This window comes from Flavobacterium kingsejongi (assembly GCF_003076475.1).
GTDB lineage: Bacteria > Bacteroidota > Bacteroidia > Flavobacteriales > Flavobacteriaceae > Flavobacterium > Flavobacterium kingsejongi.
Map to the genome: position 1 here is coordinate 2,901,614 of NZ_CP020919.1, position 18,683 is coordinate 2,920,296.

Sequence of the window (18,683 nt, forward strand, 5' to 3'; positions counted from 1 at the left end):
CTATGAAAGCAATCCAACGTATGATGGCAGTTGGTATGGCAAGTATTGGCCTGCTTTCCTGCCAGAGCAAATTAAAAAATGAAGACATCAACCCTAAGTTTAATCCGGCACATTATGTGGCAGAAAAAGAGAAGGATACATTGGCTGATTTTTTTAAGGCTACCGGTAACGAACCGTTTTGGGCTATAACTATTTCAAAAGAACAGATAACCCTTAGTATTCTGGGTAAGGGGAATGAAGAATTTGTTTTTCCATATGCAGAGCCTATTCGTGTAGCCGATGCCAATATCAAAAGATACCGGCTGACTTCTGCTACAGCAACATTAGATTTTACAATTGCCCAGGGGAAATGTACTAATACTATGTCCGGCAAAGAATCTCCCTATACTGTAAAAGCAGATTTCAAAAGAAATGCAGACACAAAAGTTACTGCATTAGAAGGATGTGGGCATTATATCGTTAATTACAGGCTGCATGATATCTGGGTTTTGGAAAGTTTAGGAAACCAAAAGATCACAGCAACTGATTTCGATACTGCCCCAACGCTTGAAATAAAGGCTGCTGAAGCAAGTTTTATGGGAAATGGCGGGTGTAATACCATTCGGGGGAAGTTATTCGCTGAACAGGATCTTTTGCGCTTTACAGATATTATCAGTACCCGCATGATGTGTGGAGCAACTAACAAAGAACCACAGTTTCTAAAAGCACTTGAAAGCAGTACAAAATATGAAATTAAAGACAACAGGCTTTTCCTTTCCAATCCGGGAGGCATACAATTGATATTTAAAAAAGTAGACTAAAGTTATTTCAAATAGCTATGTAAACAAAAAAAGAAGGCTTTTATGGCCTTCTTTTTTTGTTTATGCTTCAGTCTGTTCAAATAATTGTACCTGGCTCTTCAGGCGCTCAATTAAAAGATTCATCATCCGTTTGTTGAGGGCAGAAGAATTCTTCGTGTACGTTTGAAATTCAGCAATTGTAAAGAGGCTGATCACCATTCCTTTTAACGCATTCCGGAACTTGATATCCCGCTGAATAGCATTATCGATATAGTGTAATTTCTTCTCTACGGTAAGGCTGTAAAAGTCGTTTTTGTATTTGGTAATGTAGTTTTTGAATGATTCAATGAAGAGGTCATTCTGTAATTTTAAGATTGGTCGCAGGGTTTGGTTTTGAAATAGTTCTTCTGATGATGATTGATAATTCGTTTCTCCGATTGTTCCTCCTCTTAATTCCAGGATTAAGTTGTCTCTGTCTCCCATTTTTATTTTAAAGGTACAAAAAAACCTCTGTATGACTACAGAGGTTCTAAAATTTAAAAATTTAAATTTTTATTATTTTACCATAAAAGTAACTCTTCTTACCAGTTTACGAGCTGCAGCAGAATCTTTATCTACTGAAGTATCTTCACCTTTAGAAACTACGTTTAATCTTGATGCAGGGATACCCGCTTTCACTAAAACAGCTTTTACGTTCTCAGCTCTTTTGTTTGCTAAATTGTAGTTGTATTTAGTAGCACCAATTTCATCAGCATTTCCGTAAATGTCTACAGAAGCAGTAGGATTGTTTCTTAAGTACGTTAAGATAAAATCAATTCCCTGAGTAGAAACGTTTGTTGGTTGTGTTTTGTTGAAATCAAAATATGTTGTTACATAACCACCGTTGATTAAATCTTTAACCAATTGGTTGTTCGTCATATTGTTAGTTTCACCTTTTTTACCGTAAGTTTTTTCTAAGTATGATTCTAATTCATCTGGAACACCATTGTTATTTCTGTCAATAGTTCTTCCTTTAGTATCTACTGCAACTCCAGTAATAGTGTTTGGTTCAACATCTAAGTAATCCGGCACACCGTCTTTATCAGAATCATTCATCATTGTTTCGATGTCACCAACTCTTTTGTCAAGTGCTTCGATTTCTAATGATTTTTGCTCAGAATACCAGTCAGCATGTTTTTCATGTTTACCTAAGTAGAACGTAAGACCTACAGAAGCATTTAACAATACACCGTCAAAAGCTCCGGTTGTAGTTCTGGACTGTCCGTCAAAATTGTTATTTTGTTTTCCGTTTACAATACCGGTAAGATCTGCAGTTAAAGCAATACTGTTTGATAATCTTAATTGTCCTGTAAGACCTAAAATTCCATGACCCATGTAGTCTTCACCGTCAAATCCATTATCAGTAGATAATTGAGATACACCGAATCCACCATGTGCTAATAATCCAAAAGTATTAGTCCATTCTTCAAAGTTCATTACTCTACCTAAGTTAACAACCCCTTGAAGGCTTGTTCTCAAGTATGTACTTTTAAAAGGTGCACTATCATCATGATCTTTCAATTCATCATAACCAAAGTCTAATTTCAAACCAAATTTTGGGTTGAACATGTATCTTACACCCAAATCAGCGTGAAAAGGGCTGATAGTAGAAGTGTAATACCCCGGAGTCATTGCTCTGGTTGGTTTATTAACCCCACCATTCAATTCAATAGACCATCTGTCATAATTGGCTGTTGGCTTGGTGTTCTCCGTTTCCTGCGCATTAACCGAAGTTATTGCAAAGGTTAATAAAGCTAAAGGTAGTACGATTTTTTTCATAGAAATAATGTTTATTAATTTTAGATTCAACAATGTTTAAGTGTTAAAAGTTCTGCAAATGTAGGGCAACGATTCCAAAAAGTCTTAAATTTCAACTAATTTTATAATTTTAATAACATTTAAAAATGCCGAAAACTATAAATCCCCACGATAACACGTCTGTATTTTCTTACGATACACTTACTGAAAATGAAGTAAGAAATAAACTAATAATGGCAGATAAATCGTATTCAAATTGGAAACTAACTTCTATTAAAATAAGAGTAAATTCCTTATTAAACTTGTCTAAGGTTCTGAAAAACAAAGAGCAGGAGTTGGCTGAAATGATTACGAAGGAAATGGGTAAGCCGATTACACAGTCCCGTGCTGAAGTGCAAAAATGTGCAGTACTATGTGATTATTATACGTAAAATGTTGAGAATTTTTTACAGCCTAAAAAAATAGCCTCTGATGCCCAAAAAAGTTATGTTTTTTATGATTCATTAGGCGTTATTTTGGGAGTTATGCCTTGGAATTTCCCGTTTTGGCAGGTTTTTCGCTTCGCTGTTCCTACGATTATGGCAGGAAACACGGTAGTTGTAAAACATGCTTCTAATGTAATGGGAAGTGCTGCACTTTTGGAGACTATTTTTGCTGCTGCCGGTTTTCCGGAAGGGGTATATCAAAATCTGGCTATTGAAAGTAAGTTGGTAGAAGCTGTTCTTGCCGATCCTATTGTCAAAGCTGTTTCATTAACGGGAAGTGAAGGCGCCGGATCTGCTGTTGCAGCGACAGCTGGAAAATACCTCAAAAAATCACTTTTAGAATTAGGGGGCAGTAATGCTTTTATCATTTGTAAAGATGCCGATTTGAAAAAAGCGGTACCTATTGCCGTTAATGCCAGGATGCAAAATGCAGGACAAAGTTGTATTGCTGCCAAAAGGTTCTTGGTACAGTCTGACGTCTACGATCAATTCATCCAACACTATAAAGAAGCAGTAGCTAAATTGCAACCCGGAGATCCTATGGATCCGGCTACAGAAATTGGACCGATGGCGCGGCAGGATCTCGCTGAAGAGTTGGAAAAACAAGTGCAGGATTCTGTGCGTATGGGGGCTGAAATTGTATCCGGAGGAAAACGAACAGGAACTTTTTTCGAACCTACTGTATTGGTCCATGTCACCCCTGAAATGCCTGCCTTTAAAGAAGAATTATTTGGACCGGTGGCCGCTGTTTCTGTGTTCGAAACTTTAGAAGAAGCAATACAATTGAGCAATACATCCAGTTTTGGGCTTGGAGTCTCTGTCTTTTCGGAAGATACTGCAGCTATAGAAGCCAAGGTACATTTGTTTGAGGAAGGCGCGGTATTTATTAATGCGATGGTAAAATCCGATCCAAGGCTTCCTTTTGGAGGGGTAAAAAAATCAGGATATGGTCGCGAACTTTCAGATACCGGACTAATGGAATTTGTAAATATAAAAACAATTTATATCAGTTAAATAAAATTGAAATGAGAGAATCTAAGATATTTGTTACCGTTGATGCGGTAATTTTTAAAATTGTAGAAGAAGATTATTTTGTACTGCTGATTAAACGTAAAAATGACCCTTTTAAGGACATGTGGGCCTTACCGGGTGGCTTCGTAGATGCTAATGAAGACCTGGAAATTGCTGCACGGCGGGAGCTATTTGAGGAAACACAACTGAAGGTAGATACAATTGCACAGCTGCATACTTTTGGGGCTCCTTTCCGCGATCCGAGAAGCCATACGATTTCAGTGGCTTATACCGGTTTTGTAGAAAACGATGTAGTTCCGGTTGCAGCCGATGATGCGAAAGAAGTGCAGTGGTTTTCCGTAAAAGAACTGCCGAAACTGGCTTTCGACCATTTTGAAATTATTACTTTTGCATTACGAAAGCTTGATTTAACCAGTGCTTTAAAATCCTGATAAACAGAAATAATTATGAAATTTCATTCCCGAAGATGGGTAAAACCTGAAGATCTCAATCCAAACGGCACTTTATTTGGCGGAAAATTATTAGCCTGGATCGATGAGGAGGCAGCGTTGTATGCGATTATCCAATTGGAAAATCAGCGTGTCGTGACAAAATATATGTCTGAAATAAATTTTATGAGTTCTGCACAACAGGGGGATATTGTTGAGATCGGTATTGAAGTCGTTAAATTTGGAACCACTTCTTTAGTAGTCAGGAGTGAAGTTCGGAATAAGATGACACATGAAACAATCATTACCGTAGATGCGATCACTATGGTAGGGCTTGACAGCTTTGGTAAACCTTTGCCGCATGGCAAAACTACTGTTGAATACATGAAAGACCGACTGGGTAAGCTTTAATTCCCTTAAACGACACCACTTGTTCCACTGTCAGAAGAGAGTTCATAGATTTCAAGTCCGAAATAGGGAACTGCTGCAATGATGTGGTCAAAAATGTCTGCCATGATATATTCATAGTTAATCCATCTTTTATCATTTGAAAAAGCATAGATTTCAATGGGAATTCCTTGTGCGGTGGGCTGTAAATGACGGCACATCATGGTCATTTCTTTATTGATCCCGGGATGAACGGCAATATACTGATTGATGTATTTCCTGAAAATCCCCAAATTTGTAAGATTCCGGCCGTTGACAAAAAGGCTTTTATCAGCACCGTTACTTTGGTTAAATTTCTCGATATCGTTTTGCCGGTGTATAATATAGGAGGTAAGCAATTGTATTTTTTTGAATTCCTCCAACTCCTCATTATTGATAAAACGGATCGTTGTTGCTTTGATCAGTATGGATCGTTTGATTCTCCTGCCACCAGAATTGGTCATTCCGCGCCAGTTTTTAAAAGAATCGGAGATCAGGTTGTACGTCGGTATTGTAGTTGTAGTATTATCAAAATTACGCACTTTTACGGTTGCCAGATTAATCTCGATCACATCACCATCTGCTCCGAATTTATCAATTGTAATCCAGTCGCCAATACGCACCATATCATTTACGGATACCTGGATGCTGGCTACAAATCCAAGGATAGTATCTTTAAAAATCAGGATGACAATCGCAGAAACAGCTCCAAATGTACCAACAAGGTACATGACAGGTTTATTGAGCAATAAGGAAACAAGGACAGTTACAGCAAATACCCACAGAAAAATCATAATGACCTGAATGTAGCTGTCAATAGGCTTGTCGCTAAATGCAGGTAGCTTTTTGAGGTAATCCTTCATCGCATTCAATATACTGCGTGCAATCCAGAGTGAAAGCAGTATAATGACAATACTAATGCTCTTTTCGAAGAAATTCTCCCAATGGATAAACCCTTCCAGTGCAATCGGAAGGGTTTCTACGATGAATAGTAATGGAATAAGGTGTGCGATATAGGTGACGGTATTATTCGCCAGTAAAAAATCGTCAAATTCCGTTTTGGTCCTTTTGGCAATCCGTGTTAAGATTGCTGTCAGTATTTTACGAAAAACAAAATCCAATATAAAGGCAATAATGGCCAGGATCAGAATATTGACCAGCAGGTTGATATAACTTGCTGTTATTTTTGAAAAGTCTAAGTCCCGGAGTAATTTATACGCCCAATTGAATAATTTTTCTTTCATCTTATTGATTTAAAGCATTTTCTTCTCTACATAAAAAGTTCCGAATGGAACGATAGAAGCAAGGCAAATGAGTAAGTATTTTTTTATTGGCCAGCCATCTTCAAATTTAAGCATGGTTGCCATTATGATGTATCCTATGAATAATAAGCCATGTGCCATTCCCACTGGTCGGATATATTCGGGATTATCCCAGACGTATTTTAAAGGCATAGCAACAAAAAACAAGAGCAGGAGAGAGATTCCTTCTAATAAAGCGATGATTTTGAAAAACCGGATCATATTGAATTAATTAAATTGATTTAGTGTTATTGTACAGTTGTTTTCTTTTTGTTTAAGATGAAGTAGCCTGAAATCCCTCCGATCAAAGAAGCGATAAAAATCCCCAATTTGGCCTGTAATTCGTGTTCCGGATTGTCAAAGGCGAGGCTCGTTACAAATAACGACATGGTAAAGCCTATGGAAGCCAGCATACCCGCCCCAGCAAGATGGCGTATTGAAACCCCCTCCGGAAGGCTGGCAAACTTTAATTTGATCATCATCAGTGACACGCCCATTACCCCAATTAATTTTCCGAGACAAAGCCCCAATACCACACCCAGGGTAATCATACTCGCTGCATTCGATCCTGTGTCTCCCGAAAAAGTAACTCCGGCATTAGCAAGCGCAAACAGGGGCATAATGATAAAACTAACGGTGGTGTGCATGTTGTGTTCCAGTCGTTGTAAAGGTGGAATTGCATTTTTGGTAGTTGTCCGTATTTCTTCCAGAATATGAAGCTGGTCATTTGTCAGGGTAGGAGAGTCAGTTGTATCTGCTTCCTGAAATTTACCAAGGTATTTTTTGATCCTGCTGACGAATAATTGTTCATTCACAACAGAATTCGCGGGAATGGTAAACGCTACTAAAACAGCAGCAATGGTTGCGTGGACTCCGGATAATAAAAACGGAAGCCATACCCCAAAAATACCAATGATGATATAAAAAAACATGTTCCGGACACCAAGATATTTACTAATCAGCAAAAAGGCAACAAAACCGATTCCGGTGAGTAATGCAGTAAGGTCAATTTCGGCAGTATAGAAAAAAGCGATTACCAAAATGGCGCCCAAATCATCTACAATAGCCAAGGCTGTAAGAAATACTTTTAAGGTATTGGGAATCTTATCGCCCAATAAATACAATACCCCTAAAGCAAAAGCGATATCGGTTGCCATTGGGATACCCCAGCCATGTTCTGCTTCAGTTCCGGCATTGAGCCCTAAATAGATTAAAGCGGGAAATACCATACCACCTACAGCAGCAACGATGGGTAATAATGCTTTTTTAGGTTCCGAAAGATCACCACCAATAATTTCCCGTTTCAGTTCCAGTCCTACGACAAAAAAGAAAACAGCCATCAGCCCGTCATTTATCCAATGGTGTAGTGTAAAATTCAGATAGGTTTCATTATTCAGCGTAAAACCAATTTTGTACTCCCATAAATGATGGTACCACTCCTGTAGTGGTGAATTGGCAAGTACAATGGCAACCACTGCAGAAACAAATAAAATAATGCCGCCAGTAGTCGATTTGCTTATGAACTGATTCACAGGTTTAACAATCCATTTCTCTACTGGCGTAATTTTTATAGTATCTTCCATAAAAGCAAATTTAAGGATTCTTATTTAATTTGTTAGGAAAGTCACACATTGTTTACCTAACTTTATGCTTTAATCTATAGCCGGAAATGAGTAAACGCGATTTAAAGAAATACCTGAATGGTTTGTCCAAAGAACAATTGGAGGAACAATTATTGGAATTGTATGATAAATTTAGTGAAGTGAAAGTTTTCTATGATTTTATATTCAATCCCAAAGAAGAAAAGCTACTTCAGGAGGCTAAAGTAAAAATATCCAATGAATATTTTCCGCTGAAGGGGAAGCGTCCCAAATTGAGGCGTTCTACTGCCCAGAAGTACATCAAACATTTTATTACACTGGGAGTGGATCCTTTTGTAGTAGCGGATATTATGCTTTATAATATTGAAATTGCCCAGACCTATTCGGCCAAACGCGAAATGCGGTATACTTCCTTTTACAAAAGTATGCTGAATTCGTTCCAACAGGTAGTGCAATTTTCAATTGAAAACGGTATCCTGGCAGATTATAAAAAAAGAATCTATAGCGTTTACGAACAGGCGAAGGAACAAAAGTGGGAGAACTATAAAGAGTTTGAACGTATTATCGATAACATCGAATAGTTACCAAAGCGTCTGTTGGGTATCGCAGCGGTGGTAACCCGGTACTAATTTTCCGGTTCGGAAGAGGTTCACATATTCGTGAGCCAATCGGGTAGGTTCCGGTATCCGGTGGGTCCTGACACAATTTTTCATAATTTCCAGACTATCCGGCACACTCACATGGTTTCCGGGAGAAATGAATACCGGAGCAGTTTTGTTTTTGGTCCGTAATACATAGCCAATTTCTTCCTGCACACGATTGTATAACAATACTGTACTGAATTTCTTTTCTTCCAGGTCTTTTTCCAGTGTGCCGTAAAGTTTATTCTTGGCACAACCGATTGTCATAGTATCCGTAAGCACTCCAAAATGGGAGGCGATTCCCATACGTCTGGGATGTGTGATACCCTGACCGTCCAGTACGGTAACATCCGGTTTTACGGGCAATAATTCCCAGGCTTTTAATAGGGCAGGAACTTCCCGGAAACCTAAAAATCCGGGGATATAGGGAAATGTAGTTTCGGCTTTAGCGAGAGCATACGATACCAATTCAAGCCCAGGATAACTCAGCACAACTATTCCCGCATATACAGTGTTCTCATTTTTATTATGGGAAATGTCAGCACCGGCAATGGTGGTAATCTCCTTGGAGAGTGTAAGTCCCGATAATTTCTGACAGAGCTGATTTTGCAGTTCTGTAGCCTGTTCCAGAGTTATTATATCGTAATTCAGCACCATTAGAATAATTTAAGTTGGGACGAATCGGTTATTATTTTTGGCTTTTTGGCTGGCCCAAAAACGGTTTGTCCCCCATATTTATAGGATTCGGCTCTTTCTTTTTCGATTACTTTTTCAAAACTGTAGCGGTCGTCGTTTGGCGTAAAATTCTTTTCAGCATTGATGGCTATTTCGGATAGTTTCCGGATGGCCTGCAGTTTATCGCTATTTCCGATTTTAGCTTTATTAATAGCGCTTTGCAGTGTGCTGATAGTTTCGTCAAAGATGTTTACAGGGACTGGGAAAGGATGCCCGTCTTTTCCGCCATGGGCGAAAGAAAACCGCGCCGGATCTTCAAACCGCGTAGGTGTCCCATAAATTACTTCACTCACCAGGGCAAGGGATTGCAGTGCTCTCGGCCCCATTCCTTTCAATAAGAGCAATTCCTCAAAATCTTCGGGTTTATTTTCATGGGCAAGCCAAAGCATAGCACCAAGCCTTTTGGTGTTCACATCTTCAATCCGGACATCGTGGTGATTGGGCATTTTGAGGTGCATAATTTCACGCATGATTTTATCCGGATGCTCTTTACAGATTTCCAGTGTTTTGTCCCGTACGATTCCAGCATTTTCAGCGGTAAAGTTCAGGATGGGCCCTTGGTTTTGGCCGTAGATAAAAGTATGGGGTGTGCTGACAAAAGATTGTAAATTTTCGGAATGCCAGTGGTAACGGCGCGCTGTGGATGAATTATTATTCATGCCCTGCTGGATAACGGCCCATTCTCCTTTATCATTGACTACAAAACTGTGCAGGTACAATTGGAATCCATCCTGTATGGCAGTATTGTCTACTTTTGCAGTCAGGCGGCTGTACAAAGCCAGTTCATCGCCATTCAGTCCTGTTTTATTACCCACAGTGCGCAATTCATTTGGTGTTTGCAGGGAATGTTTGCCTTTGCCGCCACAAATATAAATGCCAAGCTCTTTGGAATGTGGATTTACGGCACGTTTTAAGGCGCCCATAACCGAGGTGGTAATTCCGGAAGAGTGCCAGTCCATCCCCATGACGGCTCCAAAACTCTGAAACCAAAAAGGATTGCTCAGCTTACTGATGACTTCGGAAGTGGAGAACTCCGCTGCTATCGTTTCGACTATGGCCAGGCCTAATTTGGACATGCGCTCTGCCAGCCACATGGGAACATGGCCATTGTGCAGGGGAAGGTCAGCAGAACCGGAACGTTTCATAGGCGAGTGCTTGAATAAAAGAATCAGACTTGAAGTTATTACATTCCGGAAGCAAAAATCATTCCGTCATTTTACGCAGTTTAGCTAAATCCCGGAGGATGATTTTTTTACCGGAAATTTCGATGAGCCCTAATTTTTTATAATCGGATAAGAGGCGGATACAACTTTCGGTAGCTGTACCGATAATGCTGGCCAATTCCTCCCTGGAAAGCTGGATATGAAGGGAATCGTCAGGATTATTGCCGAAGTTCTCGTAGAGATAGATTAAGGTGTAGGCCAGTCTTTCTTTTACGGTTTTCTGTGCCAGGTTCACCATCAGGTCATCTGCTTCTTTCAGGTCACCACAGATGGTTTTCATCACATTCATGGAAAAGGCATTGTTTTTTTCAAAGAAACCCATAACCTCATTTTTAGGTACAAAACAAACCTGCATGTCTTCCAGCGCTACAGCACTTAAATTCACCGGTTCATCGCTGATCATCGATCGTTGCCCTAATAATTCGCCTTTGGCAACCAGTTTTACAATGTGGTCTTTACCGTTGGAACTGAGTTTTGTGAGCTTGCAGACCCCTTCTTTGATACAGAAGATGCCGTTTACATTTTCACCTTCTTCAAAAATGACTTCCCCTTTTTTAATGGTTTTCGTCGTCTTACATTCGGCCATACGCAATAGCTCGTCCTTGGTCAATGCTTTCAATGAGCTGAATTCTCTTACAATGCATTGTTCACATTTACTCATAGTCATATTAATTACGTGATGCCGCAAATTTACTGATAATATGACAAATATCATATTTTAATTTGGGAGATCGCCCAAACTTTGCATCAGGTAAATTAGAGCAGGTATGGACAGGAATAATTGTTTCCATTGTGGATTGGAAGTTGCAGAAAATGATACAATCCTTTTTGATCAGAAAGCATTTTGCTGTAGCGGATGCAAAACGGTGTATGAAATTTTCAGCGCGAATGATCTGACGACATATTATGATTTTGAAAAATCGCCGGGAGCGACACCGCTTCACACAAAAGGGAAATATGACTTTTTGGCTCATGAAGACATAGTGTCGAAATTGCTGGAATTTCACGAAAAAGAAACGGCGATCATTTCCCTCAATATTCCGCACATCCATTGCAGTTCCTGTATTTGGATTTTAGAAAATCTACACAAATTGCTGGATGGGATTGTAACCTCGCAGGTAAATTTTGGCAGGAAGACCGTTCGGATTATCTTCAATCCTGAAAAAACAAATGTACAGGAAATTGTGCTTTTGCTCTGTTCTGTCGGATATGAGCCTTATATTAGCCTGGAAGACTATGAGGCTGTAAAAACAGGTACCGACAGGAGCCTGATCTATAAAATTGGGGTGGCCTTTTTTTCTTTTGGAAATGTGATGCTGTTGTCTTTTCCGGACTATTTTGATGTAGGGGAATATTGGCTGGATCATTACAAGGGTTTTTTCAGATGGTTGATTTTTCTATTGGCATTGCCTTCGTTCTTTTATGCGGCAAATGGCTATTATACCTCAGCTTACAAAAGCCTGCGGTCCAAAATGTACACTATTGATATCCCGATTGCCCTGGGTCTCATCGTGATGTTTATCCGGAGTACTATCGATATGTTTTTTGATTATGGCCAGGGTTTTTTTGACAGCCTTACCGCTTTGGTATTTTTCATGCTCCTGGGCAAATTATTCCAGCAGAAAACCTATAATTTCCTATCTTTTGAACGGGATTTTAAGTCCTATTTCCCCATTGCGGTGACCAAAATTGAATCGGATTTAACGGAATTTTCTGTTCCGGTCTACGAAATAGAAAAAGGCGATCGCCTGTTAATCCGAAATCAGGAATTGCTCCCTGTAGATGGCATACTGATTAGTGAGGCCACCGAAATTGATTACAGTTTTGTAACAGGAGAGGCGGTGCCGATTCCGAAAAAGTCCGGTGACAAATTGTATGCAGGAGGGAAGCAACTGGGAAACAGTGTGGTACTGGAAGTCCTGAAACCGGTATCCCAAAGCTATCTTACGCAATTGTGGAGCAACGAAGTATTCCAGAAGAAAGTAGACCGGAAACACAAAACAATCACCGATACCATCAGTCATTATTTTACACCTATTTTATTAATCATTGCTTTGGCGGGTTTTACGTTTTGGATCTTTCGTGATGTGACCACAGCCTTTAATGTTTTTACCGCAGTATTGATTGTAGCCTGTCCGTGTGCTTTGGCCTTAACAGCTCCATTTACGCTGGGAAATGTCTTACGGATCATGGGAAAGAAAAAATTCTACCTGAAAAACGCAGTGGTGATTGAGCAACTGGCCCAGGTGGATACGATTGTATTTGATAAAACAGGAACGATTACCTCCGGTCAGGCAGCTGCAATAAGATTTGAAGGTGGTTTAATTTCAGCCGAGCATGCGGTATTCATTAAAAATATACTTCAGGGATCCAACCATCCCCTGAGTCGTAAACTTTATGACTTTCTTCCGGCTACCGCCCATAAAAAAGTAACAGGTTTTGAAGAACTTCCGGGTAAAGGCATTTCCGGATATATCGAAGGGCATAACATTCGTATCGGTTCGGCAGCTTACCTGGGCAAGCCAGCAGAAAAAGGATTTTTGAAAACCAGTGTCCATTGTATGATTGATGGTACCTATGTGGGAGCTTATATTTTTGAAACCCGCTACCGGGAAGGATTGCAGGCACTTTTTACACAACTCCGGAATCAGCAGTATACGATTAAAATCTTATCGGGGGATAATGAAGGCGAGCGTTCACTGCTGAAAGATTTATTACCGGAACATACGGAATTGGTGTTTAACCAGAAACCGGAACAGAAATTAGCCTTTATCGCCAAATTACAGGAGGAAGGGCGCAATGTGATGATGATCGGAGACGGATTGAATGACGCCGGAGCATTGGCACAAAGTAATGTCGGTATTTCGATATCTGAAAATGTCAATGTTTTTTCCCCGGCCTGTGATGGCATATTGGATGCGGCGCAATTTTCGAATATCGGCCGCTTCCTGGAACTATCAAAAAAAGCCATTTTCACGATTAAAATGAGCTTTACCCTGTCGCTTTTATATAATGTGGTAGGACTGGCATTTGCTGTTAGTGGGAAGCTTTCGCCTTTGGTCGCTACGATTATTATGCCTTTGAGTACCGTAACCATTGTCAGTTTTGTTACGTTGCTCAGTAATTATTACGCTAAAAAGGCCTTCCGCAGTAAGAAGAAGCCTACTGCTACCGATTATGAAATGGCAGCGGTATAAAAAGAATCGAAAAGATGGCTAAATCTGCTTCGGCATGATAAATATCATATTTTAAGAAATGGACCAAACCTACTTTTGTCCTATAAATTTAACAGGGTATGAGCGTCATTTATCTATTAATCTCCATTAGTGTCGTCGTATCGATCAGTTTTTTTATCGCTTTTGTCAGGGCTGTCCGATCGGGGCAGTATGACGATGACTACACACCTTCGGTCAGAATGCTTTTTGACGATGAACTAAAAGAAGAAACACCAAAACAAGAAAATAAAGACAAATAATTTGAACTATGGAAATGCAACAATTTTATTACGATAACAAAATTGTCAAAAAATTCCTCTATGCCACGATTGCGTTCGGGCTGGTAGGAATGATCGTCGGCCTTTTACTGGCGGTACTTTATCTCTTCCCGAATATGACAGAGGGAATTTCCTGGCTGAGCTTTGGGCGGCTCCGGCCATTGCATACCAATGCGGTCATTTTCGCATTTGTAGGAAATGCTACTTTTGCAGGGATTTATTATTCACTGCAGCGTTTGCTTAAAGCCAGGATGTACAGTGATTTTTTAAGTAATGTGAATTTCTGGGGATGGCAGCTGATTATTGTTGCTGCCGCAATTTCATTGCCATTGGGCTATACCTCATCAAAAGAGTATGCCGAGCTGGAATGGCCTATAGACATTGCTATTGCGGTAATCTGGGTGGCTTTTGGGATTAACATGATCGGTACCATCCTCAAAAGGAGGGAGCGCCACCTGTATGTTGCCATCTGGTTTTATCTGGCCACATTCATTACGGTTGCGGTATTGCATATTTTCAACAGCCTTGCCCTTCCGGTAAGCGCAATGAAAAGTTACTCCGTATATGCTGGTGTACAGGATGCCTTAGTACAATGGTGGTACGGCCATAATGCAGTAGCATTTTTCCTGACCACACCATTCCTTGGGCTGATGTATTATTTTGTTCCCAAAGCAGCAAATCGTCCGGTGTATTCCTACCGGTTGTCCATTATCCACTTTTGGTCGCTGATTTTTATTTATATCTGGGCAGGGCCACACCACCTTTTATATACTGCATTACCCGAATGGGCACAGAATCTTGGAGTGGCTTTTTCCATCATGCTGATCGCACCTTCCTGGGGAGGAATGATCAACGGATTGCTGACATTGCGTGGCGTTTGGGATAAAGTGCGTACCGAACCGGTATTGAAATTCTTTGTAGTAGCGATTACAGGATATGGTATGGCAACTTTTGAAGGGCCAATGCTTTCCCTGAAAAATGTCAATGCGATTGCACACTTTACCGACTGGATTATTGCCCACGTACACGTTGGTGCCCTTGCCTGGAACGGATTCCTGACATTCGGTATGATCTACTGGCTGATTCCGAGACTGACCAAATCAAAATTATATTCTACCAAACTGGCCAATTTCCATTTCTGGATCGGTACTTTAGGAATCATCCTGTATACACTTCCAATGTATGTTGCCGGGTTCCTTCAGGCTTCCATGTGGAAACAGTTTAATCCGGACGGTTCATTAGTATATGGGAACTTCCTGGAAACAGTAAAAGAAATTATGCCGATGTACACCATGCGTGCTATTGGAGGAACATTGTACCTGATTGGTCTTATCGTATTGGTTTATAATATTATACAAACAGTTCGTAAAGGACATGAAGTAACCGATGAACTGGCTGAAGCTCCAGCTTTACAAAAGATAAGTAAAAACAGGATCCAGGGTGAAGGATTCCATCCCTGGCTGGAACGTAAGCCGATTCAGTTGACTATATTGGCAACGATCGCGATTTTAATAGGTGGCGTGATTCAGATTGTACCTACCATTATGGTAAAATCCAACATCCCAACGATTTCCAGCGTAAAACCCTACACACCTTTAGAACTGGAAGGACGTGATCTTTATATCCGTGAAGGCTGTGTAGGTTGCCACACCCAGATGATACGGCCTTTCCGTTCTGAAGTGGAGCGTTATGGGGAGCATTCCAAAGCGGGTGAATATGTATATGACCACCCATTCTTATGGGGTTCCAAACGAACCGGGCCGGACCTGCACCGGGTAGGAAAGAAATACTCCGATAACTGGCATTTCAATCACATGTGGAGCCCACAAAGTACATCTGCAGGTTCTATCATGCCATCCTATACCTGGCTTTTTGATAATAAGCCACTGGATATTTCCGATACACAGAAAAAAATGGAAGTGATGGCGACCTTGGGCGTACCGTATTCCGAAGAGGATATTGCCAACGGCCCGGAAACGTTACGCCAACAGGCGATAACGATTGAGAAAAACCTAAATACCGACCCGGATTATGTAAAAACCTATGAAGCCAGTAAAAAAGCAGCAGCAGCGAAAGGCGAGCAGTTTGTCCCAATGAACGAAAGGGAGATTATAGCCCTTATTGCGTACCTGCAGCGCCTGGGAACCGATATTAAAGTGAAAGACATTCAAAAAATACAAAACCAATAGTTATGCTAAAGTTTATCAATCAACACATGGCCACGATTGCGGGAATAGAGATTTTCCCAATCATTTCCCTACTGATTTTCTTTACCTTTTTTGTAGGTCTTGGGCTTTGGGTATTCTCGTATAAAAAGGATACCATCCGGGTATTGAGCGAAATGCCTTTAGAGGAAGATACAACAGCATAAACCGTTATTTTAATTACAATTACGATGAACAAACTAATCCCAGTATATGTCAGGGTTCCTGCAATTTTCTTTACCGTTTTTGCAGCCATGGAATTTTTTATCGATTCCGGAGACCGGCCCGCTTTTATAAAATATCCTATTGTCCTGTTATTTCTTTTCCTGGTGCTATTCCTGATTATCGCCATAGAGATTTGCATGAGTGCGATTGAGAATGTGAGTTACCTTTTATTATCAGAGGAACAGAAAAAAGAACTGGAAAACAGAAAACCGGTTCGGTTACAGGATACAAAGTGGTATCAGAAAATCAGGGGATTTTTTATCAAAACCCGGTCTGTAGATGAGGAAGGTGCCCTCTTAATGGATCATGATTATGATGGTATCAAAGAACTGGACAATGATTTACCACCGTGGTGGGTGTATCTTTTTTACGGATGTATCGCTTTTGCATTGATTTATATGGTTCGTTTTCATGTTTTTGGGGGCGAGAACCAAATGCAGGAGTTTGAACGGGAGATGGCTGATGCGAAAATTGCAGTAGAAGAATATAAAAAAACAGCCAAAGACCTGATCGATGAGAAAACGGTAGTCTTATTGACTGATCCTAAGGACCTGGCAAACGGGAAGGCACTTTTTGAAAATAACTGTGCCGTATGCCACCGGGCTGATGGTGGAGGTGCTATCGGCCCGAACCTTACGGATGACCACTGGTTATTGGGAGGCGGAATTAAAAATGTATTCCATACGATTACTAATGGTGGTCGCGATGGCAAAGGAATGGTGGCCTGGAAAGGGACACTAAAACCCTCTGAAATACAACTCGTAGCCAGTTATGTACTGTCTTTACAAGGCAGCAAGCCAGTAGAGGGTAAAGCACCCGACGGGGAACTATGGACTGAAGCTGAGGCCGGAAATGATACTAAAGCGGAAATAGCCGCTGAAAAATAAAAAAGGATGTCAAAAATTTCAGATGAGAAGTTCAGGGATACCATCGGCACGCTGACCGAAGACGGGAAACGTGCCTGGGTCTATCCCAAAAAGCCTTCGGGACGTTTTTACCAATACCGTAAATATGTCAGTTATTTTCTGTTGGTCTTTTTACTGTCTGCTCCATTTATAAAGGTGAATGGGAACCAGTTCTTAATGTTTAATGTACTGGAACGACGATTCAATATTTTTGGATTCGCATTCTGGCCACAGGACTTCTATTTATTTGTGTTGTCAATGCTGGTCGGTATTGTGTTTGTGATTTTGTTTACGGTAGCTTTCGGCCGGATTTTCTGTGGCTGGATTTGCCCGCAGACTATTTTTATGGAGATGGTATTCCGAAGGATTGAGTATTGGATCGACGGGGATCGTGGCGCACAACTGCGGTTGGAAAAACAAGCTTGGAATGGCGAAAAAATACGCAAAAGACTTTTCAAATGGATCCTTTTTTTCCTCATTTCCTTTCTGATTGCCAATGTGTTCCTGGCCTATCTCATCGGTAGTGATGCCTTAATCCAGATGGTTACCGATAATCCGTTGAATCACCTCAGTAACCTGGTCGCATTATTGGTTTTTACAGGCGTATTCTATTTTGTATTCGTATGGTTCCGGGAGCAGGTTTGTATTATAGCCTGTCCGTACGGGCGGTTACAGGGTGTATTGCTCGATGATAAATCGATTATTGTTGCTTATGACCATGTTCGTGGTGAAAAAGAGAAGGGCAGGGCCAAACTGAATAAAAATGAAGACCGGGCTCTGACCGGTAAAGGAGATTGTATCGATTGCAAGCAATGTGTACATGTGTGTCCTACCGGGATCGATATCCGGAATGGTACGCAACTAGAATGCATCAATTGTACCGCCTGTATCGATGAATGTGATACGATCATGGACAAAGTAGGCTTGCCAAAAGGACTGATCCGGTATGCTTCCGAAGCGGAGATCACCCAAAAAACACCTTTTGAATTTACGCTGCGAATGAAAGGTTATACTATTGTGCTATGCCTGCTGACGACTATTTTTATCGGGATGCTGTTTCTACGGAAAGACCTTGATGTAACAGTACTAAGGCTTCCGGGACAATTGTACGAACATAAAGGAGCCAACATCAGCAATGTTTTTACGTATAAGATTGTCAATAAATCGGCTAAAGAATTTAAAGCTGTACACTTTGAACTGGTATCTGATAAAGGAAAAATAATCCCGGTGGGGAAGAGCAGGTTTGCCCTGCAGAAAGAAGCCATCACACAGGGGACTTTCTTTATAGAAATCCCGGAGGTAGCCTTGGAAAAAGATAAAACGACGATTACCATTGGCGTTTATAATGGTGAAGAACTATTGGAAACCACCCAGACGAATTTTCTGGGGCCAAGGAGGTTTAACTGAT

General features: G+C 40.6%; 18 protein-coding genes and 1 pseudogene. 11 read left to right on the forward strand and 8 right to left on the reverse strand.

Translation table 11 applies throughout. The annotated features are described in order from the left end of the window. The first annotated feature begins 2 nt into the window (after positions 1-2). A complete protein-coding gene (locus tag FK004_RS12920; protein ID WP_108737630.1) occupies positions 3-800 on the forward strand; it encodes an META domain-containing protein in 798 nt (265 codons plus the stop codon). A gap of 60 nt (positions 801-860) precedes the next feature. Here FK004_RS12920 and FK004_RS12925 read toward each other — a convergent pair whose 3' ends face one another. Both FK004_RS12925 and FK004_RS12930 read right to left on the reverse strand, forming a co-directional pair. Further along, a complete protein-coding gene (locus FK004_RS12925) occupies positions 861-1,262 on the reverse strand; it encodes a glyoxalase (RefSeq protein WP_108737631.1) in 402 nt (133 codons plus the stop codon). Positions 1,263-1,334: 72 nt separating this feature from the next. After that, a complete protein-coding gene (locus FK004_RS12930) occupies positions 1,335-2,597 on the reverse strand; it encodes an OmpA family protein (RefSeq protein WP_108737632.1) in 1,263 nt (420 codons plus the stop codon). A 125-nt stretch (positions 2,598-2,722) separates the two neighbouring features. Between FK004_RS12930 and FK004_RS12935 the strand changes: the two are divergent. The 3 genes and pseudogenes from FK004_RS12935 to FK004_RS12945 all read left to right on the forward strand — a co-directional run bounded on the left by FK004_RS12935 (position 2,723) and on the right by FK004_RS12945 (position 4,932). Next, positions 2,723-4,075 (forward strand): annotated as a pseudogene (locus tag FK004_RS12935) (NAD-dependent succinate-semialdehyde dehydrogenase). 11 nt (positions 4,076-4,086) lie between these two features. Beyond that, a complete protein-coding gene (locus FK004_RS12940; RefSeq protein ID WP_108737633.1) occupies positions 4,087-4,524 on the forward strand; it encodes an NUDIX domain-containing protein in 438 nt (145 codons plus the stop codon). Positions 4,525-4,539: 15 nt separating this feature from the next. Next, positions 4,540-4,932 (forward strand): acyl-CoA thioesterase, encoded by a 393-nt coding sequence (locus FK004_RS12945; RefSeq protein WP_108737634.1) that lies wholly within the window; start codon positions 4,540-4,542, stop codon positions 4,930-4,932. A 5-nt stretch (positions 4,933-4,937) separates the two neighbouring features. On the opposite strand, the gene FK004_RS12950 is transcribed toward FK004_RS12945, so the two are convergent. From FK004_RS12950 to nhaA, 3 genes are read right to left on the reverse strand one after another with little or no spacing between them, the layout of a single operon-like run. Beyond that, the gene (locus FK004_RS12950; protein WP_108737635.1) at positions 4,938-6,200 is read right to left on the reverse strand and encodes a mechanosensitive ion channel family protein; all 1,263 of its coding nucleotides are present in this window, start codon (positions 6,198-6,200) and stop codon (positions 4,938-4,940) included. After that, the gene (locus FK004_RS12955; RefSeq protein WP_108737636.1) at positions 6,201-6,470 is read right to left on the reverse strand and encodes a DUF3817 domain-containing protein; all 270 of its coding nucleotides are present in this window, start codon (positions 6,468-6,470) and stop codon (positions 6,201-6,203) included. Positions 6,471-6,496: 26 nt separating this feature from the next. Further along, positions 6,497-7,831: a Na+/H+ antiporter NhaA gene (gene nhaA, locus FK004_RS12960; RefSeq protein WP_108737637.1), complete on the reverse strand. Its 1,335-nt coding sequence runs from the start codon at positions 7,829-7,831 to the stop codon at positions 6,497-6,499. Positions 7,832-7,917: 86 nt separating this feature from the next. Between nhaA and FK004_RS12965 the strand changes: the two genes are divergently transcribed. Then, positions 7,918-8,430 (forward strand): DUF6155 family protein, encoded by a 513-nt coding sequence (locus FK004_RS12965; RefSeq protein ID WP_108737638.1) that lies wholly within the window; start codon positions 7,918-7,920, stop codon positions 8,428-8,430. On the opposite strand, the gene nfi is transcribed toward FK004_RS12965, so the two are convergent. From nfi to FK004_RS12980, 3 genes are read right to left on the reverse strand one after another with little or no spacing between them, the layout of a single operon-like run. After that, entirely contained in the window at positions 8,431-9,147 is a 717-nt protein-coding gene (nfi, locus tag FK004_RS12970) for a deoxyribonuclease V (protein ID WP_193844340.1), read from the reverse strand. Further along, positions 9,147-10,370, reverse strand: a complete 1,224-nt coding sequence (locus FK004_RS12975) for a DUF763 domain-containing protein (protein ID WP_108737639.1) — start codon at positions 10,368-10,370, stop codon at positions 9,147-9,149. The genes nfi and FK004_RS12975 overlap by 1 nt, the downstream gene beginning before the upstream one ends. A gap of 58 nt (positions 10,371-10,428) precedes the next feature. Continuing rightward, positions 10,429-11,109: a Crp/Fnr family transcriptional regulator gene (locus FK004_RS12980; protein WP_108737640.1), complete on the reverse strand. Its 681-nt coding sequence runs from the start codon at positions 11,107-11,109 to the stop codon at positions 10,429-10,431. Between the two features lie 106 nt (positions 11,110-11,215). On the opposite strand from FK004_RS12980, the gene FK004_RS12985 reads away from it, so the two are divergent. From FK004_RS12985 to ccoG, 6 genes are all read left to right on the forward strand, one after another. Then, a complete protein-coding gene (locus tag FK004_RS12985; RefSeq protein WP_108737641.1) occupies positions 11,216-13,645 on the forward strand; it encodes a heavy metal translocating P-type ATPase in 2,430 nt (809 codons plus the stop codon). A gap of 98 nt (positions 13,646-13,743) precedes the next feature. Beyond that, positions 13,744-13,923 (forward strand): cbb3-type cytochrome oxidase assembly protein CcoS, encoded by a 180-nt coding sequence (gene ccoS / locus FK004_RS12990; protein WP_108737642.1) that lies wholly within the window; start codon positions 13,744-13,746, stop codon positions 13,921-13,923. A gap of 8 nt (positions 13,924-13,931) precedes the next feature. Then, positions 13,932-16,130, forward strand: a complete 2,199-nt coding sequence (ccoN, locus tag FK004_RS12995) for a cytochrome-c oxidase, cbb3-type subunit I (protein WP_108737643.1) — start codon at positions 13,932-13,934, stop codon at positions 16,128-16,130. A 2-nt stretch (positions 16,131-16,132) separates the two neighbouring features. After that, positions 16,133-16,312 (forward strand): CcoQ/FixQ family Cbb3-type cytochrome c oxidase assembly chaperone, encoded by a 180-nt coding sequence (locus FK004_RS13000; protein ID WP_108737644.1) that lies wholly within the window; start codon positions 16,133-16,135, stop codon positions 16,310-16,312. A 24-nt stretch (positions 16,313-16,336) separates the two neighbouring features. Beyond that, the gene (locus tag FK004_RS13005; protein WP_108737645.1) at positions 16,337-17,257 is read left to right on the forward strand and encodes a cbb3-type cytochrome c oxidase N-terminal domain-containing protein; all 921 of its coding nucleotides are present in this window, start codon (positions 16,337-16,339) and stop codon (positions 17,255-17,257) included. A gap of 6 nt (positions 17,258-17,263) precedes the next feature. Further along, positions 17,264-18,682: a cytochrome c oxidase accessory protein CcoG gene (gene ccoG / locus FK004_RS13010; protein WP_108737646.1), complete on the forward strand. Its 1,419-nt coding sequence runs from the start codon at positions 17,264-17,266 to the stop codon at positions 18,680-18,682. The last annotated feature ends 1 nt before the right edge of the window (position 18,683 follow it).

Bases quoted from the DNA above. Each gene is read 5' to 3' on its own strand.
- FK004_RS12920 (WP_108737630.1), top strand. From the start codon at position 3: ATGAAAGCAATCCAACGTATGATGGCAGTTGGTATGGCAAGTATTGGC.
- FK004_RS12925 (WP_108737631.1), bottom strand. From the start codon at position 1,262: ATGGGAGACAGAGACAACTTAATCCTGGAATTAAGAGGAGGAACAATC.
- FK004_RS12930 (WP_108737632.1), bottom strand. From the start codon at position 2,597: ATGAAAAAAATCGTACTACCTTTAGCTTTATTAACCTTTGCAATAACT.
- FK004_RS12940 (WP_108737633.1), top strand. From the start codon at position 4,087: ATGAGAGAATCTAAGATATTTGTTACCGTTGATGCGGTAATTTTTAAA.
- FK004_RS12945 (WP_108737634.1), top strand. From the start codon at position 4,540: ATGAAATTTCATTCCCGAAGATGGGTAAAACCTGAAGATCTCAATCCA.
- FK004_RS12955 (WP_108737636.1), bottom strand. From the start codon at position 6,470: ATGATCCGGTTTTTCAAAATCATCGCTTTATTAGAAGGAATCTCTCTC.
- nhaA (WP_108737637.1), bottom strand. From the start codon at position 7,831: ATGGAAGATACTATAAAAATTACGCCAGTAGAGAAATGGATTGTTAAA.
- FK004_RS12965 (WP_108737638.1), top strand. From the start codon at position 7,918: ATGAGTAAACGCGATTTAAAGAAATACCTGAATGGTTTGTCCAAAGAA.
- nfi (WP_193844340.1), bottom strand. From the start codon at position 9,147: ATGGTGCTGAATTACGATATAATAACTCTGGAACAGGCTACAGAACTG.
- FK004_RS12975 (WP_108737639.1), bottom strand. From the start codon at position 10,370: ATGAAACGTTCCGGTTCTGCTGACCTTCCCCTGCACAATGGCCATGTT.
- FK004_RS12980 (WP_108737640.1), bottom strand. From the start codon at position 11,109: ATGAGTAAATGTGAACAATGCATTGTAAGAGAATTCAGCTCATTGAAA.
- FK004_RS12985 (WP_108737641.1), top strand. From the start codon at position 11,216: ATGGACAGGAATAATTGTTTCCATTGTGGATTGGAAGTTGCAGAAAAT.
- ccoS (WP_108737642.1), top strand. From the start codon at position 13,744: ATGAGCGTCATTTATCTATTAATCTCCATTAGTGTCGTCGTATCGATC.
- ccoN (WP_108737643.1), top strand. From the start codon at position 13,932: ATGGAAATGCAACAATTTTATTACGATAACAAAATTGTCAAAAAATTC.
- FK004_RS13000 (WP_108737644.1), top strand. From the start codon at position 16,133: ATGCTAAAGTTTATCAATCAACACATGGCCACGATTGCGGGAATAGAG.
- FK004_RS13005 (WP_108737645.1), top strand. From the start codon at position 16,337: ATGAACAAACTAATCCCAGTATATGTCAGGGTTCCTGCAATTTTCTTT.
- ccoG (WP_108737646.1), top strand. From the start codon at position 17,264: ATGTCAAAAATTTCAGATGAGAAGTTCAGGGATACCATCGGCACGCTG.